This window comes from Xanthomonas pisi DSM 18956 (assembly GCF_001010415.1).
Taxonomy (GTDB): domain Bacteria; phylum Pseudomonadota; class Gammaproteobacteria; order Xanthomonadales; family Xanthomonadaceae; genus Xanthomonas; species Xanthomonas pisi.
In genome coordinates this window covers 33396-56325 of the sequence record NZ_JPLE01000041.1, presented here as the reverse complement: position 1 = coordinate 56325, position 22930 = coordinate 33396, and the positions used below count along the sequence as shown (strand labels likewise).

The 22930-nt window shown below is 65.5% G+C and carries 21 protein-coding genes and 1 pseudogene; 5 read left to right on the top strand and 17 right to left on the bottom strand.

The features are described from left to right. Positions 1 to 63: 63 nt before the first annotated feature. The 4 genes from Y887_RS10510 to Y887_RS10495 form a co-directional block, all read right to left on the bottom strand. Complete coding sequence (locus Y887_RS10510) at positions 64 to 618, bottom strand: hypothetical protein (protein WP_046964279.1); 555 nt, start codon at positions 616 to 618, stop codon at positions 64 to 66. A gap of 102 nt (positions 619 to 720) precedes the next feature. Next, positions 721 to 1014: a LysM peptidoglycan-binding domain-containing protein gene (locus tag Y887_RS10505; RefSeq protein ID WP_046964278.1), complete on the bottom strand. Its 294-nt coding sequence runs from the start codon at positions 1012 to 1014 to the stop codon at positions 721 to 723. Between the two features lie 103 nt (positions 1015 to 1117). Further along, positions 1118 to 1933: an NADPH-dependent 7-cyano-7-deazaguanine reductase QueF gene (gene queF / locus Y887_RS10500; RefSeq protein WP_046964277.1), complete on the bottom strand. Its 816-nt coding sequence runs from the start codon at positions 1931 to 1933 to the stop codon at positions 1118 to 1120. A 186-nt stretch (positions 1934 to 2119) separates the two neighbouring features. Further along, positions 2120 to 3436 (bottom strand): M20 family metallopeptidase, encoded by a 1317-nt coding sequence (locus Y887_RS10495; RefSeq protein ID WP_046964276.1) that lies wholly within the window; start codon positions 3434 to 3436, stop codon positions 2120 to 2122. Positions 3437 to 3693: 257 nt separating this feature from the next. Between Y887_RS10495 and Y887_RS10490 the strand changes: the two genes are divergently transcribed. The 4 genes from Y887_RS10490 to Y887_RS10475 all read left to right on the top strand — a co-directional run bounded on the left by Y887_RS10490 (position 3694) and on the right by Y887_RS10475 (position 12087). Continuing rightward, the gene (locus tag Y887_RS10490) at positions 3694 to 4935 is read left to right on the top strand and encodes an efflux RND transporter periplasmic adaptor subunit (RefSeq protein WP_046964275.1); all 1242 of its coding nucleotides are present in this window, start codon (positions 3694 to 3696) and stop codon (positions 4933 to 4935) included. A 94-nt stretch (positions 4936 to 5029) separates the two neighbouring features. After that, positions 5030 to 8278 (top strand): efflux RND transporter permease subunit, encoded by a 3249-nt coding sequence (locus Y887_RS10485; protein ID WP_046964274.1) that lies wholly within the window; start codon positions 5030 to 5032, stop codon positions 8276 to 8278. A gap of 166 nt (positions 8279 to 8444) precedes the next feature. After that, a complete protein-coding gene (locus tag Y887_RS10480; protein ID WP_046964273.1) occupies positions 8445 to 11585 on the top strand; it encodes an efflux RND transporter permease subunit in 3141 nt (1046 codons plus the stop codon). 103 nt (positions 11586 to 11688) lie between these two features. Further along, positions 11689 to 12087: a VOC family protein gene (locus tag Y887_RS10475; RefSeq protein WP_046964272.1), complete on the top strand. Its 399-nt coding sequence runs from the start codon at positions 11689 to 11691 to the stop codon at positions 12085 to 12087. Between the two features lie 221 nt (positions 12088 to 12308). Here Y887_RS10475 and Y887_RS18280 read toward each other — a convergent pair whose 3' ends face one another. From Y887_RS18280 to Y887_RS10425, 10 genes are all read right to left on the bottom strand, one after another. After that, positions 12309 to 12740, bottom strand: a complete 432-nt coding sequence (locus Y887_RS18280) for a DUF3592 domain-containing protein (RefSeq protein ID WP_052764990.1) — start codon at positions 12738 to 12740, stop codon at positions 12309 to 12311. 234 nt (positions 12741 to 12974) lie between these two features. Next, positions 12975 to 14342 carry a 2-oxoadipate dioxygenase/decarboxylase HglS gene (gene hglS, locus Y887_RS10465; protein ID WP_046964271.1) on the bottom strand — a complete coding sequence of 456 codons (1368 nt, stop codon included), beginning with the start codon at positions 14340 to 14342 and terminating at the stop codon, positions 12975 to 12977. 148 nt (positions 14343 to 14490) lie between these two features. Continuing rightward, the gene (locus Y887_RS10460; RefSeq protein WP_046964330.1) at positions 14491 to 15108 is read right to left on the bottom strand and encodes a hypothetical protein; all 618 of its coding nucleotides are present in this window, start codon (positions 15106 to 15108) and stop codon (positions 14491 to 14493) included. Positions 15109 to 15137: 29 nt separating this feature from the next. Next, entirely contained in the window at positions 15138 to 15713 is a 576-nt protein-coding gene (locus Y887_RS10455) for a hypothetical protein (protein WP_046964270.1), read from the bottom strand. A gap of 257 nt (positions 15714 to 15970) precedes the next feature. Then, positions 15971 to 16729: an HAD family hydrolase gene (locus Y887_RS10450; RefSeq protein WP_046964269.1), complete on the bottom strand. Its 759-nt coding sequence runs from the start codon at positions 16727 to 16729 to the stop codon at positions 15971 to 15973. A gap of 36 nt (positions 16730 to 16765) precedes the next feature. After that, on the bottom strand, positions 16766 to 17203 hold the full coding sequence (locus Y887_RS10445) for an EF-hand domain-containing protein (RefSeq protein WP_046964268.1): 438 nt from the start codon (positions 17201 to 17203) through the stop codon (positions 16766 to 16768). A 202-nt stretch (positions 17204 to 17405) separates the two neighbouring features. Further along, a complete protein-coding gene (locus Y887_RS10440) occupies positions 17406 to 17765 on the bottom strand; it encodes an EF-hand domain-containing protein (RefSeq protein WP_046964267.1) in 360 nt (119 codons plus the stop codon). A gap of 224 nt (positions 17766 to 17989) precedes the next feature. Then, positions 17990 to 18367 carry a hypothetical protein gene (locus Y887_RS10435; RefSeq protein ID WP_046964266.1) on the bottom strand — a complete coding sequence of 126 codons (378 nt, stop codon included), beginning with the start codon at positions 18365 to 18367 and terminating at the stop codon, positions 17990 to 17992. Between the two features lie 190 nt (positions 18368 to 18557). Next, positions 18558 to 18752: a CPXCG motif-containing cysteine-rich protein gene (locus Y887_RS10430; RefSeq protein ID WP_046964265.1), complete on the bottom strand. Its 195-nt coding sequence runs from the start codon at positions 18750 to 18752 to the stop codon at positions 18558 to 18560. Between the two features lie 133 nt (positions 18753 to 18885). Continuing rightward, positions 18886 to 19611, bottom strand: a complete 726-nt coding sequence (locus Y887_RS10425) for a M15 family metallopeptidase (protein ID WP_245879419.1) — start codon at positions 19609 to 19611, stop codon at positions 18886 to 18888. A 155-nt stretch (positions 19612 to 19766) separates the two neighbouring features. Between Y887_RS10425 and Y887_RS21330 the strand changes: the two are divergent. Next, positions 19767 to 20177: pseudogene (locus tag Y887_RS21330) on the top strand (hypothetical protein); the annotation flags it as partial. A 206-nt stretch (positions 20178 to 20383) separates the two neighbouring features. Here Y887_RS21330 and Y887_RS20980 read toward each other — a convergent pair. The 3 genes from Y887_RS20980 to Y887_RS10405 form a co-directional block, all read right to left on the bottom strand. Beyond that, complete coding sequence (locus Y887_RS20980) at positions 20384 to 20935, bottom strand: lysozyme inhibitor LprI family protein (protein ID WP_169749484.1); 552 nt, start codon at positions 20933 to 20935, stop codon at positions 20384 to 20386. Positions 20936 to 21041: 106 nt separating this feature from the next. Then, on the bottom strand, positions 21042 to 21959 hold the full coding sequence (locus Y887_RS10410; protein ID WP_046964262.1) for a hypothetical protein: 918 nt from the start codon (positions 21957 to 21959) through the stop codon (positions 21042 to 21044). 167 nt (positions 21960 to 22126) lie between these two features. Next, positions 22127 to 22927, bottom strand: coding sequence for an N-acetylmuramoyl-L-alanine amidase (locus tag Y887_RS10405; RefSeq protein WP_046964261.1), 801 nt, complete (start codon positions 22925 to 22927; stop codon positions 22127 to 22129). Between the last annotated feature and the right edge of the window lie 3 nt (positions 22928 to 22930).

Sequence of the window (22930 nt, the reverse complement as noted above, 5' to 3'; positions counted from 1 at the left end):
ATTGCAGATGGGACGATGCCAGGACGAGGCGTCGTCGCTACCGATGGCGACCGCCTACGCCAGCTACTTGACCGTAATGGTCTGTGGACTGCCCGCAGGCTTACCGTCGACCATGGCCTGCGCGGTGTAGGTCCCGGCAGGCCAGCCGTCGGGCTTGCTGAAGCTCAGGTTGGTGGTTTCTGCGCCAGTGGTGGTCAGCGTGGCGTTCTGCTCGCCGGCAACCTGACCATCCTGATAGGTGAGCTTGGCCGACACCGACACATTGCTCGCACTGCCCTCGGTCTTGACCGACACGATGATGGTGTCCTTGCTGCCGATGGTGGCGGACGGGGTCACTGTCTTGTCGACGGCGGCACGGGTCCCGACGGCGACGCTGGACACGCTGACGGCAGAACCCGTCGCCGCAGCGGTGTCGGTGCTGGCCGCGCCGGTCGCAGTGCTCTGGCCAGCCTGATCGCTGGCCGGCGGCGTGGCGGCCGGGCCTGGCATCGCCTCAGTGGCAGCGCCGGAGGTAGGGTCTTTCGACACGCTGGCGTCTTCGTCCTTCTTGCAACCGGACAGAGCGAGTACGCCGGCAAGCGCAATCACGAGCGTGCTTGAAACGGATTTGGTACGCATGGATCAATCTCCGACTATCCAAAAGGGCATTGTTTCTGAGGTGTCCTGCAAGGTCCCCACGCGGTGCGCCACGAGCCTTGCAAGATAATGACTCGCCCGCAGCTAGGCTTTATGCGGCAAACGCAGCACCTGACCCGGAAAGATCTTGTCCGGGTCCTTGAGCGTTTCGCGGTTGGCTTCGAAAATGCGCGGCCACAGTGCGCCATCACCCAGATGACGTTTGGCGATGCTGGACAGGCTGTCGCCTGCCTGCACAGTGACCGATTCCTCGACCAGTTCTGCGGTGCTCTGCACACCGGTGCGCACGTTGGAAAAATCCGCAGCGGGCGTCACGTCGGCGGTAGTCTCCACCGATGCGCTCACATTGGAGAAATCTGGCTTTTTATCGGCACTCATTGCTGCGTTCCTTCGTGCATCACGAAGGTTGCAGGGTGCGTGCAGCGCTGTTAAGCATGGATCGCGCCGCCGTGAAGCTGGCGCGATACTTCCATACGACGACTTACTGGCGCAGGTCGCGAAAGATCGACAGCGGGGTGGGCACGCTGGGGGAGCTGCGCAGCGGATTGATATCCAGCCCGCCACGCCGGGTATAGCGCGCTTCGACCACCAGCCACTCGGGCGCGCAGCGGAGAAGCACGTCACTGAAAATGCGCTCCACGCATTGCTCATGAAACTCGGCGTGGTCGCGGAAGCTCACCAGATAACGCAGCAGACCCTCGCGATCGATCGGCGCGCCGCGATAACGCAACGTGACGCTGGCCCAATCCGGCTGACCGGTGACCGGGCAATTGGATTTGAGCAATGCCGAGGTCAGCACTTCTTCCACGACGGGTTGTGCGTGCGCCGACAGGTACGCGGCATTGGGCGGGCCGTAGTCGTCGATGCTGACATCCAGCGCGTCGATCGATTCGCCCTCGCCCACCGCATCGATCGGCGGCAGGCCGAATTCCACCGCCACATCGGCGCCGGCGCGCGTGGACAGGTCGGTGGCGATGCGCGTGCGCACTGCTTCGGCACTGTTGAAGCGCGTGGCATTGAGCGAGTTGAGATACAGCTTGAGCGACTTGGATTCGATCAACGACGGCGACTCGCAGGGCACATGCAAGGTGGCCGTGGCCACGCACGGCTTGCCCTGTGCATCGAGCCAGCTCAGCTCGTAGGCGTGCCAGCGGTCGCGCCCGATGAAGGGCAAGGCGCCGGTCAGGCCGATCGCCTCGCGCCCGGCCGCGCGCGGAATCGGAAACAGCAGCGAGGGGTCGTAGCCGCTGGGATAGGCAACCTCACGGCCGAGGGTGGACTCTTCTGGGGTATTCATCGCGCCATTTTAGGCCGAGCCGACTGGCCGTGAGCTATATGGCGGACGCTGGAGCGAGCTGGCGACAGAAGCAGGGGGCCGTCAAGCGGCCCGCCGCCCCATACGATCACCAACGCTCAGCGGAACAGCGCAACTACACACGATTCCCAATTCCCAATTCCCGATTTCCAATTCCCGATTCCCGAATCAGCCAGCCTCGCCCTGATGCAGGTAATCCAGCGACACCTGCAACAACGCGCGCAAGCCCACATCCAGCGACGATTCGTCGAGCAGGAACTGCGGCGAGTGATTGCTGGGCGCGGTGGCCGGGTCGATGCCCTTGGCGGTGGAGCCGACGAAGAAGAACATCGACGGCACCTGCTGGGCGTAGAACGAAAAGTCTTCGGCGCCCATCTGCAACGGCGGCTCGTAGACATTGTCGGCGCCCACCACGGCCTGCAGGCTGGGCAGCATCTTCGCAGTCAATGCAGGGTCGTTGACGGTGGCCGGATTGCCGGGCTGATCCGGCACCTGCGCCTGGACCTTGGCGCCATGCGCGGCGGCAGTGTGTTCGGCCACGTTCTTGAGATCGGCAAAGATCTGCTGGCGCATGGTTTCGTCGAAGGTGCGGATGGTGCCGACCATTTCCACGTCGTCGGGGATGATGTTGTAGCGGATGCCGCCCTTGATCGCGCCGAAGCTCAACACCGCCGGTTGCTTGGACAGGTTGGCGCGGCGGCTGATCACGGTCTGCGCGGCACCGATCATGTCGGCACTGGCCACGATCGGGTCGATGCCGTTCCACGGCGCCGAGCCATGGGTCTGGCGCCCGATCATCTTGATCGCAAAGCGATCCGACGCTGCCATCAGCGGGCCGCTGCGCACCGCGATCTTGCCGGCCTGCACGCTGGAGAACACATGCAGGCCGAACACCGCCTGCGGCTTGAAGTCGGCAAACAGGCCTTCCTTGAGCATCAGCGACGCGCCGCCTTCTTCGTTGCCGGGTGCACCTTCTTCGGAGGGCTGGAAGATCAGCATCACCTCGCCGGGCAGCTGCTCGCGCATGCCGACCAATGCCTCGGCCACGCCGAGCAGGATGGCGGTGTGGGCATCGTGGCCGCAGGCGTGCATCACCCCGACCTGCTCGCCGCGGTACTCGGCAGTGGCCTTGGAGGCGAACGGCAGGCCGGTCTGTTCGGTGACAGGCAGCGCGTCCATGTCCGCACGCAGGGCGATCTTCGGACCGGGCTTGCCGCCCTTGATGATGGCCACCACGCCGTGATGGGCAATGCCCGTGCGCGGCTTGAGGCCGAGCTTGCGCAGCTGCGCGGCCACCGTGGCGGCGGTGCGCTCCTCGCGGTTGGACAGTTCCGGATGCTGGTGGAAGTCGCGGCGCCACTGCACCACCTTGGGCTGCAACGGCGCGGCAGCGGCCTGCACTTCCGGCCGGGGCGTGGCCTGGGCGGCAGCGAGCGTGGGCAGGGCGAGCAGTAACGCGCTGGTCAGCAGGCGGGAGTGGCGCATCGAGAATCCTCTAAAGATGGTTGCTTAATGTAGTGCACCCGCGCAGCTGGCGGGTTGCGGTGGGGCCCGATTCAGTCCGGCGGTCAACCGCCGTCGCAGTGATACGTTGCCGCTGCACTGCGCCCATGAATGGCGCAGATGTCGCGTCCGACGGCCCGTTACTTCAGTAACGTTCAATCCGTCAGGCACGACGATATGCTTCGCATAGCCGCCCCACGGTCGCCCCAGGCGCCCGGCCCGCCCTCAGGAGTTGTCGCATGTCGCGTTTTTGGAAGATCACACTGCTGGTCGTAGCGGTGCTCGTCGTGGTGTTTGTCGCAATGCGGATGATGGGCGGGGGCAATCACGGCAAGCGGGCGGATGCACCGGACGGCAATGGCACCGAAAACAGCGGCCCGGTGCCGGTCACGGTCGTGGCTGCCACCACCCAGGACGTACCGGTCTATGCCAGTGCGCTGGGCACGGTCACCGCGCTCAATACGGTCACGGTCAGCCCGCAGGTCGGCGGCCAGCTGATGAGCCTGAATTTCAAGGAAGGCCAGGAAGTGAAGAAGGGCGAGCTGCTGGCGCAGATCGACCCGCGCACGCTGCAAGCCAGCTACGACCAGGCGCTGGCGGCCAAGCGCCAGAACCAGGCGCTGCTGGCGACCTCGCGGGTGAACTATCAGCGCTCCAATGACCCGGCCTACAAGCAGTATGTCTCACGCACAGACCTGGATACCCAGCGTAACCAGGTGGCGCAGTACGAGGCGGCGGTGTCGGCCAACGATGCGCAGATGCGCTCGGCGCAGGTGCAATTGCAGTTCACCCGCGTCACCGCGCCGATCGACGGCATCGCCGGCATCCGCGGGGTGGACGTGGGCAACATCGTCAGCGCCAGCTCGACCATCGTCACCCTGACCCAGATCCGCCCGATCTACGTGTCCTTCAACCTGCCCGAACGCGAGCTGCAGGCCGTGCGCAGCGGCCAGGCGGCGGCGCCGCTGGGCGTGGCGGCACTGGATCGCGGCGATGCGCATGTGATCAGCGGCGACGGCAAGCTGGATGTGATCGACAACCGCATCGCCGCCGACAGCGGCACCTTTGGCGCCCGCGCGATCTTCGACAACACCGACAACGCCTTGTGGCCGGGGCAGTTCGTCAACGTGCGGCTGCAGCTGCGCACCATCGCCGGCGGCACCGTGGTGCCGACCCAGGCCGTGCAGCGTGGCCCGGACGGCGACTACGTCTACGTGGTGGGCAACGACAACACCGCGCAGATGCGCACCGTGGTGCAGGGCGTGGAGGTGGACGATAGCCATGTGCAGGTCACCAAGGGCCTCAAGCCCGGCGAGCGCGTGGTTACCGAAGGCCAGTTCCGGCTCAAGCCGGGCAGCAAGGTCAGCGCGCTCAAGCCGGGCGAAACCCCGCCCGAGCCCACCGAGGCCGAGCTCAAGGCAGCGCAGGACAAGCAGAAGGGCGGCGGCGGCGGTGGCCGTCGCGGCGGCGGCCCGCGCTAATGCCTGACCACTGGCGGCGGGACATCCCGCCGCCAGTGCGCGTCGGCGCCCTGCGCGCCGGCACCGATTGACGTCTTCAGCAAGGATTCCCCCCGTGGGCTTTTCGACCATCTTCATCCGCCGCCCCATCGCCACCTCGTTGTTGATGGCGGGCGTCCTGCTGCTGGGCATCCTGGGCTACCGGCAATTGCCGGTGTCGGCGCTGCCGGAAATCGACGCGCCCAGCCTGGTCGTGACCACCCAGTACCCCGGTGCCAACGCGACCACCATGGCCTCGCTGGTGACCACGCCGCTGGAGCGCCAGTTCGGGCAGATCTCCGGCCTGCAGATGATGACCTCCGACTCGTCGGCCGGCCTGTCGACCATCATTCTGCAGTTCTCGATGGACCGCGACATCGACATCGCGTCGCAGGACGTGCAGGCGGCGATCCGCCAGGCCACCCTGCCCTCGTCGCTGCCGTACCAGCCGGTCTACAACCGGGTCAATCCAGCCGATGCGGCGATCCTCACGCTCAAGCTCACCTCCGACTCGCTGCCGCTGCGCGAGGTCAACCGCTACGCCGATGCGATCCTGGCCCAGCGCCTGTCGCAGGTGCCGGGCGTGGGTCTGGTGTCGATCGCCGGCAACGTGCGCCCGGCCGTGCGCATCCAGGTCAACCCGGCGCAGCTGTCGAACATGGGCCTGACCATGGAGTCGCTGCGCAGCGCGCTGACCCAGACCAATGTCAGCGCGCCCAAGGGGTCGCTCAACGGCAAGACCCAGTCCTACAGCATCGGCACCAACGACCAGCTCACCGACGCGGCGCAGTACCGCGAGACCATCATCAGCTTCGCCAACGGCCGCCCGGTGCGCCTGGCCGATGTGGCCAACGTGGTGGACGGGGTGGAAAACGACCAGCTCGCCGCCTGGGCGGATGGCAAGCCGGCGGTGCTGCTGGAAATCCGCCGCCAGCCCGGCGCCAACATCGTGCAGACGGTGGAGCAGATCCGCAGCATCCTGCCGCAGCTGCAGGCGGTGCTGCCTGCCGACGTGCATCTGGAGGTGTTCTCCGACCGCACCGAAACCATCCGCGCCTCGGTGCACGAGGTGAAGTTCACCCTGGTGCTGACCATCGCGCTGGTGGTGGCGGTGATCTTCGTGTTCCTGCGCCGGCTGTGGGCCACCATCATTCCCTCGGTGGCGGTGCCGTTGTCGCTGGCCGGTACCTTCGGGGTGATGGCGTTCGCCGGCATGTCGCTGGACAACCTGTCGCTGATGGCGCTGGTGGTGGCGACCGGGTTCGTGGTCGACGATGCGATCGTGATGATCGAAAACATCGTGCGCTACATCGAACAGGGCAAGAGTGGGCCGGAAGCGGCCGAAATCGGCGCCAAGCAGATCGGCTTCACCGTGTTGTCGCTGACCGTGTCGCTGGTGGCGGTGTTCCTGCCGCTGCTGCTGATGCCGGGCGTGACCGGGCGGCTGTTCCACGAGTTTGCGTGGGTGCTGTCGATCGCGGTGGTGATCTCGATGCTGGTGTCGCTGACGCTGACGCCGATGATGTGCGCCTACCTGCTCAAGCCCGACGCACTGCCCGAAGGCGAGGATGCGCACGAACGCGCAGCAGCGGCCGGCAAGCGCAATCTGTGGACACGCACGGTGGGCACCTACGAGCGCAGCCTGGACTGGGTGCTTGCCCATCAGCCGCTGACCCTGGCGGTGGCGATCGGCGCGGTGGCGCTGACCGTGGTGCTGTATGTGGCGATCCCCAAGGGCCTGCTGCCCGAACAGGACACCGGCCTGATCACCGGCGTGGTGCAGGCCGACCAGAACGTGGCCTTCCCGCAGATGGAAGAGCGCACCCAGGCGGTGGCAGCAGCGCTGAAGAAGGACCCGGCGGTGACCGGCGTGGCCGCCTTCATCGGTGCCGGCACCATGAACCCGACGCTCAACCAGGGCCAGTTGTCGATCGTGCTGAAGACGCGCGGCGACCGCGATGGCCTGGATGAGGTATTGCCGCGGTTGCAGAAAGCCGTGGCCGGCATTCCGGGCGTGGCGCTGTTCCTCAAGCCGGTCCAGGACGTCACCCTGGACACCCGCGTGGCGGCCACCGAATACCAGTATTCGATCTCGGATGTGGACAGCACCGAGCTGGCCACCTGGGCCGGGCGCATGACCGAGGCGATGCGCAAGCTGCCCGAGCTGGCCGATGTGGACAACAACCTGGCCAACCAGGGGCGTGCGCTGGAGCTGAGCATCGACCGCGACAAGGCCAGCATGCTCGGCGTGCCGATGCAGACCATCGACGACACGCTGTACGACGCCTTCGGCCAACGCCAGATCTCCACCATCTTCACCGAGCTCAATCAGTACCGGGTGGTGCTGGAAGTGGCGCCGGAATTCCGCAGCAGCACCGCGCTGATGAACCAGCTGGCGGTGGCCAGCAACGGCAGCGGCGCGCTGACCGGCACCAATGCCACCAGCTTCGGCCAGGTGACCTCGTCCAACTCGTCCACCGCCACCGGGGTGGGCAACCAGAACACCGGCATCGTGGTCGGCGCCGGCAGCATCATTCCGCTGGCCTCGCTGGCCGAAGCCAAGGTCACCAACACGCCGTTGGTGGTGAGCCACCAGCAGCAGCTGCCGGCGGTGACCATCTCGTTCAATCTGGCGCCGGGACACTCGTTGTCGCAGGCAGTGGCGGCGATCGAGAAGGCGCGCGAAGACCTCAAGATCCCGACCCAGGTGCATGCGCAATTCGTCGGCAAGGCCGCCGAATTCACCGGCAGCCAGACCGATATCGTGTGGCTGTTGCTGGCCTCGATCGTGGTGATCTACATCGTGCTGGGCGTGCTGTACGAAAGCTACATCCACCCGCTGACGATCATCTCCACGCTGCCGCCGGCCGGCGTCGGTGCGTTGCTGGCGTTGATGATGTGCGGGCTCAGCCTGTCGGTGGACGGCATCGTCGGCATCGTGCTGCTGATCGGCATCGTCAAGAAGAACGCGATCATGATGATCGACTTCGCCATCGACGCACGCCGCGAAGGCGCCAACGCGCACGAAGCGATCCGCCGCGCCTGCCTGCTGCGCTTCCGCCCGATCATGATGACCACCGCCGCCGCGATGCTGGGCGCGTTGCCGCTGGCGCTGGGCACCGGCATCGGCTCGGAATTGCGGCGCCCGCTCGGCATCGCCATCGTCGGCGGCCTGCTGCTGTCGCAGCTGGTGACGCTGTACACCACCCCGGTGATCTACCTGTACATGGAACGCGCCGGCGAGCGGCTGCGTGCCTGGCGCGCGCAGCGTGCGGCACGCCGTGACGGCCTGAACCCGGCGCCGACCTCGGAGCGCCCGGCATGAGGACCGCTAGCGGCATCGCAGATCGGCGCGCAGGCCCGCGGCTTAGCTGGCGCGCCTGCGCCAGTGGCATCTGCTTTGGCTTTGGCTTTGGCTTTGGCCTTTACCGATTCCCGATTCCCGAATCCCAATTCCCGAATCCCGAATCCCGACTCCCGGCCCCGCAGCCATGAACATCTCCGCGCCCTTCATCAAGCGCCCGATCGGCACCTCGCTGCTGGCGATCGGTTTGTTCGTGATCGGACTGATGTGCTACCTGCGGCTGGGCGTGGCGGCGTTGCCGAACATCCAGATCCCGGTGATCTTCGTGCACGCCACGCAGTCCGGTGCCGATGCCAGCACCATGGCTTCCACGGTCACCGCGCCGCTGGAACGCCACCTGGGCCAGTTGCCCGGCATCGACCGCATGCGCTCGTCCAGCTCGGAGAGCAGCAGCCTGGTGGTGCTGGTGTTCCAGAGCAATCGCAACATCGATTCGGCCGCGCAGGACATCCAGACCGCGATCAACGCATCGCAATCGGACCTGCCTTCCGGGCTCGGCACGCCGATCTATTCCAAGGCCAATCCGAACGACGACCCGGTCATCGCCATCGCCTTGACCTCGGACACCCAGTCGGCCGATGAGCTCTACAACGTCGCCGATTCGCTGCTGGCGCAGCGCCTGCGCCAGATCACCGGGATCAGCTCGGTGGACATCGCCGGCGCCTCCACGCCGGCGGTGCGCGTGGACGTGGACCTGCGCGCGCTCAACGCGCTGGGCCTGACCCCGGACGATCTGCGCAACGCGGTGCGCGCGGCCAACGTCACCTCGCCGACCGGATTCCTGTCCGACGGCAACACCACCATGGCCATCATCGCCAACGATTCGGTGGCCAAGGCGGCGGATTTTGCGCAGCTGGCGATCTCCACCCAATCCAACGGGCGCATCGTGCGGCTGGGCGATGTGGCCACCGTCTACGACGGCCAGCAGGATGCCTATCAAGCGGCCTGGTTCGACGGCAAACCGGCCGTGGTGATGTATGCCTTCACCCGCGCCGGCGCCAACATCGTCGAGACCGTGGACCAGGTCAAGGCGCAGATTCCCGAGTTGCGCGCGTATCTGCAGCCCGGCACCACGCTCACGCCGTACTTCGATCGCACGCCCACCATTCGCGCCTCGCTGCACGAGGTGCAGGCCACGCTGATGATCAGCCTGGCGATGGTGGTGCTGACCATGGCGCTGTTCCTGCGTCGCCTGGCACCGACCCTGATCGCCGCAATCACCGTGCCGCTGTCGCTGGCCGGCTCGGCGCTGGTGATGTACGTGCTGGGCTTCACCTTGAACAACCTGAGCCTGCTGGCGCTGGTGATCGCCATTGGCTTCGTGGTCGACGATGCGATCGTGGTGATCGAAAACGTCATGCGGCATCTGGACGAAGGCATGCCGCGTCTGGAAGCGGCCCTGACCGGTGCGCGCGAGATCGGCTTCACCATCGTCTCGATCACTGCGTCGCTGGTGGCGGTCTTCATTCCGATGCTGTTCGCCAGCGGCATGGTCGGCGCGTTCTTCCGCGAATTCACCGTGACCCTGGTGGCGGCGATCGTGGTGTCGATGCTGGTATCGCTGACCTTGACCCCGGCGCTGTGCAGCCGCTTCCTGTCGGCGCATACCGAGCCGGAAAAGCCCGGCCGTTTCGGCGCTTGGCTGGACCGCATGCACGAACGCATGCTCGCCGTTTACACCGTGGCGCTGGACTTTTCGTTGCGCCACGCATTGTTGCTGTCGCTGACGCCCTTGCTGTTGATCGCCGCCACCATTTTTCTCGGCGGTGCGGTCAAGAAGGGCTCGTTCCCCGCGCAGGACACCGGCCTGATCTGGGGAAGGGCCAATTCCAGCGCCACGGTATCGTTCGCCGACATGGTCAGCCGCCAGCGCCGCATCACCGACATGCTGATGGCCGACCCGGCGGTGAAGACCGTCGGCGCACGGCTGGGCTCCGGCCGTCAGGGGTCGAGTGCGTCGTTCAACATCGAGCTGAAGAAGCGCGACGAAGGCCGCCGCGATACCACCGCGCAGGTGGTCGCGCGCCTGAGCGCCAAGGCCGACCGCTACCCGGACCTGGACCTGCGCCTGCGCGCCATCCAGGACCTGCCCAGCGACGGCGGCGGTGGCACCAGCCAGGGCGCGCAGTACCGTGTGTCGCTGCAGGGCAACGACCTGGCACAGTTGCAGGAATGGCTGCCCAAACTGCAGGCCGCGCTGAAGAAGAACCCGCGCCTGCGCGATGTCGGCACCGATGTGGATACCGCCGGCCTGCGCCAGAACATCGTGATCGACCGCGCCAAGGCCGCGCGCCTGGGGATCACGGTCGGTGCGATCGACGGCGCGCTGTATGGCGCGTTCGGCCAGCGCTCCATCTCCACCATCTATTCGGATCTCAACCAGTACAGCGTGGTGGTCAATGCGCTGCCCTCGCAGACCGCCACGCCCAAGGCGCTGGACCAGATCTTCGTGCCCAACCGCGCCGGGCAGATGGTGCCGATCACCGCGGTCGCCACCCAGACCCCCGGCCTGGCGCCGCCGCAGATCATCCATGAAAACCAGTACACGACGATGGATCTGAGCTACAACCTCGCCCCGGGCGTGAGTACCGGCGAGGCGGACCTGATCATCAAGTCCACCGTGGAGGGCTTGCGCATGCCCGACGGCATCCGTCTCAGCGGCGACGACAGCTTCAACGTGCAGCTCAGCCCCAACTCGATGGGCGTGCTGTTGCTGGCGGCCGTGCTCACCGTCTACATCGTGCTGGGCATGCTCTACGAGAGCCTGATCCATCCGGTGACCATCCTGTCCACGCTGCCGGCGGCCGGTGTCGGCGCGCTGCTGGCATTGTTCCTCACCAACACCGAGCTGTCGGTGATCTCGATGATCGCGCTGGTGCTGCTGATCGGCATCGTCAAGAAGAACGCCATCATGATGATCGACTTCGCGCTGGTGGCGCAGCGCGTGCATGGCATGGACGCGCGCGCGGCCGCACGCGAGGCCTCGATCGTGCGCTTCCGCCCGATCATGATGACCACGATGGTGGCGATCCTGGCGGCAGTGCCGCTGGCGGTCGGCCTGGGCGAAGGCTCCGAGCTGCGCCGCCCGCTGGGTATCGCGATGATCGGCGGGCTGGTGTTCTCGCAGAGCCTGACCCTGCTCAGCACCCCGGCGCTGTATGTGATCTTCTCGTGCCTGAGCGAACGCTGGAAGGCGCGTCGCGCCCGCAAGCGCGCACAGCGCGCCGAACGCGCTGCGGCGCGGCGCCCGGCGGCGTCGGCGCACTGAGACAACTGCAGCACTCGCACCGGCCTGAGTGGGCCGGTGCGAGCCATCGTCAGCCGTCTCACGCAGAACCGCCCATCGATCCTCATATCAAGGACGCCACCGAATGATCACGCAAATCTTCGTCAACCTGCCGGTCGAATCGCTGCCACGCTCGGTCGCCTTCTTTACCGCGCTGGGCTTCCAGTTCAATCCGGTCTACACCGACGAAAATGCCACCTGCCTGATCCTGGGCGAGAACATCTTCGCGATGTTGCTGGTCAAACCGTTCTTCCAGGGCTTCAGCCACAAGCCGGTGTGCGATACCGCCCGCGCGGCCGAAACCATTACCGCACTCGCCGTGGACAGTCGCGACGAGGTCGACACACTGATCGACAAGGCACGCGCCGCCGGCGCGCAGATCAGCAGCGAGGCGAAGGACTACGGCTTCATGTACCAGCACGGCTTCGCCGATCTGGATGGGCACCTGTGGGAGATCTTCCACAGCAGCGGCACGCCGGGCTGACGCGTCGGGCAACGCTGCTCTCCCATCCCGCCTCGCCGCCGTGGAGCACAGCGGGGGGTAGCAGCGAGGGAGCGCCGGCCGCTGCCCGCATCGCGCGCAATGGTTTGATCGACGCTGGCTGGCGTGCTGGCCGAACATAACCGCCATGCCAACGCCCAGGCTGCCTTGCTCGACACCGCGGCACTGCCAGCGACAAGGCTTGCTGCCAGCGCGCGCCTACCTCAATGCACACGCCGGAACAGGCCGAGTGGAGTCAAGCCGCAACGGGAGCGCGCTCGGTACCGCCAAGCCGCGACGACACCGGCAACCCCAAGCACCAACAACGCCAGCGCCGCGGCCCACGTGGACAGGAAGCCGGCGACATAGGCCATGGCCGGGTTCGACGGCAGGTAACGAACGGTGACGCGCGTGCCCACCGGCAGGCGCCGGCCCCATCCGCATGCCGCGGACGTGAATCGATGCGTCCGTCCTGCCGCGTCGGTGAAGGACACCGCCGGCAAATGGAAAACGGCACCGTCGGACTCGCGTGTCTCATGGCCTCGGACGGTTCCGGACGCCATTGCGCCCGACCACACGACATGCAATCGACGGATGCCGAGCCAGGCAGCCAGTACGACGCAGATCATCCCGATCGCTGCGAAATAGGTCCCCATCCGCGCATCCTCATTCCGTCATGCACTTCAAGCAAGCCGCGCTGACAGCTGGCGTCGATTCACCGAAGTACCAAGCAACACGCTGATCATGCAGAGCGCACCGTTCGCTAAAACAGATAGCAAAGCCCGGTCAGCGAAAGCGCCGACACAGCATCACCTACCTGCCTGTTGAGCCTGTATGCGGTAATCGCCTCAACAGGCTCCCGGCTACCCCGGTCTGATGCCAACCACGCGCTAGCCCAGCAATCCCTGCAGGGAGTCGCGTTCCAGCTGCGCATACAACGCGAACTCGTCGTGCACCTGCGCGCCCAACGCCTGCTCGAAACTGCGCTTGCTCGAATGTGCGGCGTAGGCGCGTTGCTCGGCGCCGCCAAGATTGGACTGGAAGATGCCGGCCGCACTGACCGGCAGGAAGTCTTCGTAAATGATCGGATCGGCACTGACCAGGCCGAGCGCGATCGCCGTTTCTGCCGGCAGTGCGCCCACCTGCGCCGGATCGGCACGGCCGGCATCGGTCAACGCGTAACGGAAGTAGCCCAGTCCTTCCTGACGCAGCAGCGCCTCGTCGTCTGGAAAGGCCACGAACGCGGTCTGCAGGCGGGTGGCGTAATCGGCACCGGTGCTGCCGGCGCCATCGGCGTCGCGTGCCTGCGCCAGCAGCGCGTCGTACAGCGCGCGGCCCTTGGGCGTCAGCGCGAGTCCGCGCTGTTCGATTTCGCCAAAGCGCGCGGTATGCGTGCCGTGCTCGGGCTGCCCGCCGTCGCCGACAAAGCGCACCGGCTCTTCCAGTGCCTTGAAACTGGTCTGGCGCAGCAGGATCGGCACGCGCCGACGCGGCGGCCCTTCGATCACCGCCTTCGCATCGATGCCGGCACGCTGCATCTGCGCCTGCGCCGCATCGATATCCAGCGTGCGCGGGGTCAGATGGTTGATATGCGGGCCGTGGAAACTCACCACATCGGCGATCAACTTGTGCGCATCGCTCAGCGCGCGGTAGGTGGGCAGCGACACCGTGGCATCGCCATGCCAGCGGAAGGTTTCCAGCGCTTCGGCCACGAAGCGCTGCGCCTGCCCGGCATCGAGCCCGCCGACACGCTCGCAGTGTTCGATCAACTCCACAACAGCGTCGGTGAAGATCTGCCGCTGCTCCAGGATCTGCGCAGCCTGCGCACGTAGCGCGGCATCCTCGATCAGTTCCAGCCGCAGCAACGAGGTGAACACGCGGAACGGATTGGCCGACAGCGCGGCCTCGTCGATCGGGCGGAACGCAGTGGAATGCACCGGCACCCCCGCCACCGAGAGGTCGTAATAGCCCACCGGGTGCATGCCCATCACCGCAAACAGGCGCCCCAGGGTGGCCAGTTCCGCCGCCGTGCCGACCCGGATCGCGCCGTGCCGCTCCAGATCCAGCCGTGCGCGCTCGTCGTTGCGCTGCAGCCGCGCCGCCAATGCCGGATCGGCTTCCAGCGTCTGCGCGTTGACCTGCGCCACCAGCGTCATCAGGTCGCCGTACAACGGCACCTCGGCGCGATACATGTCCGACATCGCCTGCGCGAACAGGCTGCGGATGTGATCGGAAGAGACAAACACGGTATCGCGCATGGCGTGGTCTTGGCAGAGGCCGGCCGATGCCAGCGTTACCGCATTCTCGCCGACCACGCCCCTTAGCGACCAGCTGCACGGCAGCATCGTGCCCGCGCGTTGGCGCGCAGACAGCCGCTGCGCCTGCGGAGCTGCGACATGCCTTGCGTTACAACCCCGCCTGCGCTGCAGCGTCGGCCGCTTCGCTGGCCTCGCGCGCGGCCTCCAGCCGCTGCGCATGATCGCCAAGCTGGCGGCGCAGCAGCGCGTCGAGGGTGATCGGCCGTTCCCAGCGGTCGTAGCTGGCGACGATGGCGTGCCGCAGCGCGCGCAGATGCGCGTTGTCCGGCGCCACCGGTAGCCGCGTGATCACGCCTTCCCATCCATCGCGATGGTCGCGCGTGTAGGCGCGCACGCTGTCGCGGCACGACAGCTGCACCGTGTGCGCCCATGCGCAGGCAAAGTAGATGTCGCCGGCATGCCAGCCATGCACCTGCAGCAGCGCCTGCACGTAGCCGCGCGGGGTCTCGGTATAGCGGGCAACCTCATCGATGAAACTGTCGGGGTAGCGCTGCGCATAGCTGCCCATGTCGGCCAGATGCTGGTCCACCCACGCATCGCCGGTGCCGGGTGCCACCGCCGGCGCGGCCTCCTGCGCCTGGGGGCCGGCAGCCGGCGCAGGCACGCCCTGCGCCACCGCCAGCACCGGAACCAGCAGGACAACCAGCAATGGCAGCGATCGCAACCGGGGTGAGCGTAAGACGGGCATGCCCCGATGATGCCGCATGCCCGCGCCGGTGTCAGGCCACACGCGTGTCAGCGCAGATCGTAAAAGCCGATGGAATGCACTTCGCGGCAGCCGCTCAGATCGCAGGAGCCCACGTAGCCGGGACCGATGTAACGCTGGCGCGCATCGCGGTTGTGCGGGCTGCTGTACGGGTCCGGCCCATACAGGCCGTTGCCGTAGTAGATCTGCCCATACGGACGATTGCGTGATGCACCAAACCGCAGTTCGCGGCCGTCGCCATAACCGCCATAGGCACCGCCGTAGCGAACGCCGGAATATCGATCGGGCGAAAACACAGAACCGCGATCGCTTGCAGTCGGGCGGGACTGCAATTTTGCGATGCTCTCGCCGTGCGCATCCACATAACCTTGCTCACGGTCGAAGCGGACGGTGCGGAAATACACGATCTCCCCACCCACCTTGCGCGTGCGCAGACGCACGTAGTCGCCCGCATCGTCGTAGTACGGCTGCCCGTCGCGAAAGATCACCTCGCTGGGGTTGATGATTTCCTCCTCCAACTCGGCAGCCGCAAGCGGCGTGGTGCCGACGAGCAGCCCAAGCGCGATGGCCAGCGCTGCACGATGGGTGACGGACAACATGTTCATGGGTAATCCCTCCAAGGTCGGCATGCATGCGTGCGGGCCGGAACGTCCTGTTGGCGGGCACTGCGATGCGCCCGCATGTCGATTTTCACTGCATCCGCGATGCGCGCCTGGGTAGCGACCGCCCTGGCTCCCGCAATGGAAGACCCCGCCATGACCACGGCGGTGCAACCATTCAAAAAGGCGGGTCGGCACGGAGCAAGCATCCCAAGCGGCCGCAGCCGCTCCCCATGCCGGCCGGCGGACGCGTGACGCGGTACTTAGCTTAGCGCGTGCTGCCTGGCCAGCGCATCCAGCGCCTGCACGGCGGCCGGCCAGCCTGCGGCATCTGGCACTTCGCGCATGCGCGGTTCGTCTGCGGCGACACCGTGTTCCTGTTCGTGCGCCCAGGTCACCGCGTAAGGGGTGTAGATGCCCCAACCGCCGATCGCCAGCACCGGCTCCACGTCCGAGCGCAACGAGTTGCCGATCATGACGAAGCGCTGCGCCGGCAGGTCGAATTCGCCGAGTACGCGCGCGTAGGTAGTGGGATCCTTCTCGGACACCACCTCGACCCGCGGGAACAGGTCGGTCAGGCCGGACTGGGCGATCTTCTGCTCCTGATGGAACAGATCGCCCTTGGTGATCAGCACCACCGCATAGTCGGCGGCGATGGCGCTGACCGCCTCACGCACTCCGGCAATCACTTCCACCGGATGTTGCAGCGTGGCCCGCCCGATCTCGACGATGCGTTGGATGTCGCGCGCGTCGATGCGGGCCTCGGTCAGTTCGATGGCCGTTTCGATCATCGACAGCGTCATGCCCTTGGCGCCGTAGCCGAACACCTTGAGGTTGCGTCGTTCCACTGCCAGCAGATGCTGCTGCATGCGGCTGTCGCCCAGGTCCAGATAACCGGCCAGGATCGCTTCGAAATCCGCTTCGGCGCTGCGGTAATAGTCCTCGCTTTTCCAGAGGGTATCGTCGCCGTCGAAGCCGACCAGTTGGATCGCCTGGCCGTCGCGCTGTGCAAGAGAGGTCATCGCATAAGTCTAGCAGCGCGTGGATGCGTCGCTGCGTCAGTCGCCCGCAGCGTCGCCCGGGCCGGGCTGGTAACTGGCGAACTCGTCGCGCGACAGGCGCCCATCGCCGTTGCTGTCGAAGTGGGCGAAGTTCTCGCGCAGGATCGGGTCGGCCCCGGCTTCTTCCGGCGTCAGCGAGCCGTCTGCATCGCTATCCAGGCTGCGGAAGCTGCGCGGCGCCAGCGTCCCGGCCGGCGCCGCGACCGAGGACTCGGCGCCGCTCCTGGGACGCACCGAACCAGCGGGATCGGTGGGAAGCAATGGCGTCGTTGCAGGTGGTGGCGGCTCGATCGGCAGGGGCGACATGGCCGGGGCACTGGAGCCCGGCGGCGCAAGCGGCTGCTGCGTAGACGCCGGCGGCAGCTCCGGCGGCGCAGCGAGCGCCGACAGCGGGCTGCATAGACCCGCCAGCAAGATAACGCGCAGCTGCACCATGGAAGAAAACCGGAGTTGGAGCGCTTCACCGTAGCGCGCGCGACGTAAAGAAAACGGGAGCGACCTTGGAAGGCCGCTCCCGTGTCTCCATCCCGATCCCGCGCGCACGACGTGGTCGGTTTGCCTTACCTAAACATGCTCCTCTTCGATCGTTGAAAGCGGTCTGTAGCGATGCGGCCTGATGATTGCGGCGCGATGCCGGTCAGTTCCCCTGCGAGCCGCTGGCACCGCCGCCGCTCTGCTGGGTAGCGACGAAGGCTTTGTACTCATCCGGGGTCAGCTTGCCGTCGTGATCGCCGTCGGCCTGGTCGAAGATCTGCGCCAGCCCGGCATTGACCTGCGCTTCCGGCTTGCTGATTGCGCCGTCGCTATCGGTATCGACACTGGCCCAGGTCTGCCCGCCGCCACTGGACCCGGAGCTACCGCTCTGGGCACCAGTGGCCGAACTTCCCGACTGCGCTGCAGCATCCTGGGAGGTGCTTTGCGCCATGGCCGGCAGCGCAAGAGCAGCGGCAAGAGCGGCGGTGGCAGCAAGCAGCGAGGTGCGGTTGCGATTCTTCATTGGGTGGTCTCCTTGGCTTGGGAATGCGCGGTATCGCCGCACATGGCTCCACCCTACCCATCGCAAATGAACGTCCAACCCGGCGTAATTTCGCGCAAAACGTCCTCTTAACCATCGCGCGGAACGTTGTGCTTAGCCGCCTGTTAGCGGCTGGTGAGTCAAACAGAAGCAGCGCATTCAACAGCGCGGTTTTTGAGAACCAGGCCGCGCTTTTCCGCCATCGTCTACGCGCCCGGCGCCTCGTCATCCCAGCTTCCGGAGCTGAACAGTTTCCAACCCACGACGACGCCCGCGATTGCACCGGCCACTTGCAGGATGACGCGCGAACCTAATTCGTTGGGGTCGTGAATCTTTGCCAGCGCCAGGCGCGCATACAGCGGCGACTCCAGCCGCACGATGCTGGTGTAGACGAGATTCCAGATGTCGTAGCCAGCACCGATGGCCACGGCAAGCAGGCAGGCAATTCCCAGCGTGTGGCCGTGGGTGAACTGCAGCCGTCGGCCGATGTGTTCGACCGCGGCAAACAACAGCACCCCAAGCACCAGCGCAATCAGGCCGGCCTCCAGCGAACCGAGCAGGCCGAAATGCAGGGGCAGATTCATCGTGACGATCCAGGCAGCAGGCGTGCCAGTCTAGCGGCTAAGGGCAAGGGATCCGGAGGCGTCGCCGAATCGGTGGACGAGCACGCGAACACGGCAGCGGCGATGGCATGCCAGGCGCGAGCATGACTGGGCCTGGCATGTTCCGCGGCCTGCTGCAGCGCTGTACGAAGACCGGCTCCGCACGCTCGCCTCAATCGTCCTGACCACGCGCGGTCACCTGCGCCTCGCCATCCTCGTCCCATTGCACGCTGACCGAGATCGGCTTGCAGCACACCTGGCAATCTTCGATGTACTGCTGATCGCCACCGGTGAGATCCAGCGTCAGCGTGATCCACTCCCCGCAATACGGGCAGGCGACATCCAAAAAGCGTTCCGGGTCGGACATGACGATTCCTCAGGCAGCGGGCACACCGTGGCCAGTAGACGGCGACGCGGCAAGCGCGGCGCCAAGGGGTGCAGTGTACGAGCGTTCGAACGACTGCACGCCTGGAACCAGCGCAGCTCGCACATGGCCGCGCTCACTCTACCGGCACATCGTAGGCGGTCTGTGGTGTGGGCTCGGGGCGGAAGGTGAAATGCCACCACTCCATCGGGTAGTTGGCAAAGCCTTCGGCCGCCATGGCCCGCAATAGGTGCTGACGATGCGCACGCTGCGCACCGCTGATATCGGGTGCATCGGTATGCGCACGCGGATCGAAGAAATCGAAGTCGGTCCCCATATCAACCGCGTGGCATGCACCGTACCGGCAGTCCAGCAATCCCAGGTCCAGGGTGGCGCCGCGGCTATGTCCCGAGGTCTCGGCAATGTAGTCGCCCAACAACGCCTGCTTGTCCACACGCGGGTAGTACTGCGGCTTGGTCGCCTGATCCTGTAGGTCCGCCGCCCACGCCACAAATGCATGCACCGCCCGCACCGGCCGATAACAATCGAACACCTGCAGGCGATAGCCCGCTGCCTTGAGCGTATGCGCCACCCGTGTCAACGCCTCGGCCGCCGGCCGCAACAGATAACACCGCGGTGCGAGATACCCGGGCACCACGCGCCCGGTGAAGTTATTGCTGCCTGCATAGCGCATGTCGACGGCGATCTCCGGCGCGAGCGTGCCCACGTCGATCAGACCCGCCTCGGCAGCAGTGGTCGCCGGCGAAATGACCGGCGCTGCGGTGGCAGCAAAGCATGTGCTTGCCAACGACGCTGCAAGTAACAGCCAGCCCAGCACGGGCTTCTGGCGGCTCGAAGGCATTGCGGGACTGCGGGCTGGGCGTGGATGCGTCATCTGCGAAGCATAGGCGATCGGCGCGGCAAGAAGCGCCGAAGCAATCTTTGTGTGAGGCGCCCCATGCATCGTCCGATGGATCGCGAAGATTGCACCTGGGCTCCGGCATTTCCTTATTCCCGGATATCATCACGATGCACCGTTTCGCCAAGCCTGGCGGGTTGGACTAGGCGCCGGGCCAGACCACGATTCTAGATCTCGGCTGGTTGCTGAAGACGCATGATCAGGCGCGCAAGCTGTTTAACAGGGTCAACGCGCGCCTGTCGCACAAGGGTCAGAGCCTGCGCGGCGGAACCATCGTGGACGCCAAGATCCATACCGCGCCCGGTTTGGCCAACAACAAGGACGGTGAGCGCGACCTGCAGACGCACCAGACCAACAAAGGCGACCGGTACTAGTTCGGGACAAAGACCCACAAGGTGCGCCATCGCGACCTGGCGAAGAACACTGTGCAGGTACTGATGCTGTTTGCACTGTCGAGCCCGTGGCTGAAACGACAGCAGTTGATCCCCGTCGGGGTGATGGTGTGTCTGCAAAATGCTCCAGAAGCGGCAACCATCGAGGGTTTGAGCATTGTCGGTGTGGTCGATGTGGCCTGCCCCATACTCCGACCGCATCGATCAGAGCATGTTTGATTCAGTCTCCTTGCGGATCATGGCCGTACCTCCCCGATACCGGATTCACCGGCACGTCCGGCACGTCCGGCAAGTCCGGCAAGTCCGGCAGACAATTCAACAAGTCAGCGCAATCCCAAATACGTCGCTCGATGTGCTGTCATTTCAAGGCGACACTGCGCCGCATCCACTAGGCCGGCCTGCCCGCTATCGGGGTCGTAGAAACATTTCTCGTCGCGATCAGCAATCCACTGACGCTGCTGATCCCTCAGCTTGATCTTCTCCTCATCACCAAGTCGCTTAATCAAGGCCTTGTAGACCTTATTAAGTTTTGCATCCTGATACTCATGCTCGGTCGCAATGCAATCCTGCATTGCGGGAGTCGCACCTGCAGCGGCAGTAATACAGTCATCATAGGAAGGTCTTAGCGCAGGAGAATCTTCCGTTGACGGTGAAGATGTGGACTTGTGAGCTTGGCTAGCGGACGAGCCGGACGTTGGTTGTTTTGAGGTAGACCTGGACTCTATGCCGTCCGTTGAGGGTGCCGACGCATTTGCGGAAGTCGCAGCAGCGGAGTAGACGGATGTATCGAGCGACGGCGATTGCCCGCCACAGGCAGCGGTCAGTACGCACAACGTCATCACACACAAAAGGGGCAGAGGTTTGAGAAGAGGCATCGTTGAGACTATTCCTTGAGAGGAAAGATACTGACGGAAAGCATTTGAAGGCCTAGCGCCACGCAACGGGATAAGAATGAAAGGCACGAAGGTGCTCGAATAGTGCTCACTGATCCAACGGCGGGGTGTACTGCTGCTTGGAAGCATCGAAGGTATAGCTCACCGTGTCGGAGGCGTCCAGGACACGGACCTTGCCTGGACCGGAGACGGCAGTGCCTTTCATGACAACCCGCAGTGTCGGCATCGCACCAGTCTGGTCCGGCTCGAAGCTCAGCGTTCCGGTGCTGGAGGCGCACTTCATCGTCCCGCCGTCGTCGCACGCTGCACTGTTGTCTTCACCGGTCGCAACGGTACCCAGGTAAACCCAGCCCTTGTAGTCGCCCAGATCGTTCTTGTTCGGATCGAAGCTGAAGAGGGCCAGGCCCAGGCTGCTGACGCCGGTTGCAAACCGAGTGGTCGGCACCGCCAGCAGCAGGTGACCGTCCTTGGTTTCGGTACGTTGCGGCTCGCGCTTTTCATCGAGCGGATCGGCCTGCTCGTTCGCGCCGAAATCGCCAGCCCACTGCTGCGCGTGAAACAGCGTCCATGCTGGCTTGCCGCCAACATCGCCGAGCACATAGGTCGCCTGGCTAATGGCGACGCCAACGCCGGGGTCTGGGCCGTCGCTTTCCTCTGCCTTGCCATACTTTCCCGGCCCGGCATTGGCGAAACCGGTGTAATAGTGCTTGCCACCCAAGTCGAAGCGATAGCCATACCAGAAGGTGGCCAGCGCACCGTTGTCGACGGTGTAGGACGCTGACCCGTCGCCCTTCATTCCATAGATGTCATTCAGCACCTGCCCGGGGGCCGGCACTTCGACGGCGATCTGCTGGGGCTGCGCTGCGAGCGACGTCGCCGGTGTTGCGGGTGTCGTCTCGGTAGGCGCCGGCGGCGTGCCGGCCTGCGCGGCATCGCTGGCCTTATCCGAGCAACCAGCAAGGACCAGCATCGCTGCCGCCCATAGCGCTGTCTTCCTGAGATTCATCACGCGACATCCTTCTATTTTTGTCAGGGGAAAATCCTATCAAGAATGCGATGCAGGTCCAGTGGATTGACCCAAAGCGCCTCGATCACGGAAGGCAGCGAACTCCTCCCCTACAGAACGCGGCCCGCCCTACCGCCGATTGAATCCGCTCAACGCGATGCACCGTGTCACCTGGCTCCGAGCTCGCCCGGAGTAAGCGGTACAGCCGGCGACTGCGTCGGTCGTGTCAACGCATGCAAGATCCGCAGATCCTCGGCATCCAGCGTATCAGCGCTGTTGCCGCGATAGTGGTGGTGGAAGGCCTGCAGCGTGGCGGCGGGGTCGTCGAGGCTGTAGCCCAGCAGGGCCAGCGCCTGCCAGGGATCGAAATCCGCCGGTGCCGGTGGCGTATCGGGTGCGGGCCAGCGGCCGAAGCCGGCATCGGCCAGGCGTTTCCACGGGAACAGCGGCCCTGGGTCGTTCTTGCGTGTGGGAGCGACGTCTTCATGACCGACGATCTGGGTGCGCGGGATGCGCAGCCGCGTGCACAGGTCATCCAGCAATACCAGCAGGCTGTCGATCTGCGCTGGCGCGAACGGTTCGCTGCCGTCGTTGTCCAGTTCAATGCCGATCGAGGCCGAATTGATGTCGGTGATGGTGCCCCAGCGGCCGGCACCGCCATGCCAGGCACGCTGCGCATCGCTGACCAATTGGTAGCGCTGCCCATCCTCGCCGATCAGGTAATGCGCACTGACGCGGCCGCCGCTGTTGCGCCCACGCAACGTGCTCAGGCTCTGCTGCACCGAGTGCTGGTCGGTGAAGTGCAGCACGATCAGGATCGGCCGCCGCGTGTCGTAATTGGGCGACGGCACCCACTGCGCAAGCGGGTTGCGCTGCGGCGCGTGCGCGCAGGCACCCAGCGACAGCGCGGCCATGCAGACCATGGCCCGCAGCCATGTCGAAGAACACGAAAGTGGAACAAGCGGCATCGG

What these genes read in the sequence shown, in the direction of transcription:
- Y887_RS10440 (WP_046964267.1), bottom strand. Translation starts at nt 17,765, where the DNA reads ATGAAGAATCGCAACCGCACCTCGCTGCTTGCTGCCACCGCCGCTCTT.
- Y887_RS10410 (WP_046964262.1), bottom strand. Translation starts at nt 21,959, where the DNA reads ATGAATCTCAGGAAGACAGCGCTATGGGCGGCAGCGATGCTGGTCCTT.
- Y887_RS10490 (WP_046964275.1), top strand. Translation starts at nt 3,694, where the DNA reads ATGTCGCGTTTTTGGAAGATCACACTGCTGGTCGTAGCGGTGCTCGTC.
- queF (WP_046964277.1), bottom strand. Translation starts at nt 1,933, where the DNA reads ATGAATACCCCAGAAGAGTCCACCCTCGGCCGTGAGGTTGCCTATCCC.
- Y887_RS10445 (WP_046964268.1), bottom strand. Translation starts at nt 17,203, where the DNA reads ATGGTGCAGCTGCGCGTTATCTTGCTGGCGGGTCTATGCAGCCCGCTG.
- Y887_RS10455 (WP_046964270.1), bottom strand. Translation starts at nt 15,713, where the DNA reads ATGAACATGTTGTCCGTCACCCATCGTGCAGCGCTGGCCATCGCGCTT.
- Y887_RS10505 (WP_046964278.1), bottom strand. Translation starts at nt 1,014, where the DNA reads ATGAGTGCCGATAAAAAGCCAGATTTCTCCAATGTGAGCGCATCGGTG.
- Y887_RS10510 (WP_046964279.1), bottom strand. Translation starts at nt 618, where the DNA reads ATGCGTACCAAATCCGTTTCAAGCACGCTCGTGATTGCGCTTGCCGGC.
- Y887_RS10435 (WP_046964266.1), bottom strand. Translation starts at nt 18,367, where the DNA reads ATGAATCTGCCCCTGCATTTCGGCCTGCTCGGTTCGCTGGAGGCCGGC.
- Y887_RS10425 (WP_245879419.1), bottom strand. Translation starts at nt 19,611, where the DNA reads ATGCCTTCGAGCCGCCAGAAGCCCGTGCTGGGCTGGCTGTTACTTGCA.
- Y887_RS10450 (WP_046964269.1), bottom strand. Translation starts at nt 16,729, where the DNA reads ATGACCTCTCTTGCACAGCGCGACGGCCAGGCGATCCAACTGGTCGGC.
- hglS (WP_046964271.1), bottom strand. Translation starts at nt 14,342, where the DNA reads ATGCGCGATACCGTGTTTGTCTCTTCCGATCACATCCGCAGCCTGTTC.
- Y887_RS10460 (WP_046964330.1), bottom strand. Translation starts at nt 15,108, where the DNA reads ATGCGGCATCATCGGGGCATGCCCGTCTTACGCTCACCCCGGTTGCGA.
- Y887_RS20980 (WP_169749484.1), bottom strand. Translation starts at nt 20,935, where the DNA reads ATGCCTCTTCTCAAACCTCTGCCCCTTTTGTGTGTGATGACGTTGTGC.
- Y887_RS10480 (WP_046964273.1), top strand. Translation starts at nt 8,445, where the DNA reads ATGAACATCTCCGCGCCCTTCATCAAGCGCCCGATCGGCACCTCGCTG.
- Y887_RS10430 (WP_046964265.1), bottom strand. Translation starts at nt 18,752, where the DNA reads ATGTCCGACCCGGAACGCTTTTTGGATGTCGCCTGCCCGTATTGCGGG.
- Y887_RS10475 (WP_046964272.1), top strand. Translation starts at nt 11,689, where the DNA reads ATGATCACGCAAATCTTCGTCAACCTGCCGGTCGAATCGCTGCCACGC.
- Y887_RS10405 (WP_046964261.1), bottom strand. Translation starts at nt 22,927, where the DNA reads ATGCCGCTTGTTCCACTTTCGTGTTCTTCGACATGGCTGCGGGCCATG.
- Y887_RS10495 (WP_046964276.1), bottom strand. Translation starts at nt 3,436, where the DNA reads ATGCGCCACTCCCGCCTGCTGACCAGCGCGTTACTGCTCGCCCTGCCC.
- Y887_RS18280 (WP_052764990.1), bottom strand. Translation starts at nt 12,740, where the DNA reads ATGGGGACCTATTTCGCAGCGATCGGGATGATCTGCGTCGTACTGGCT.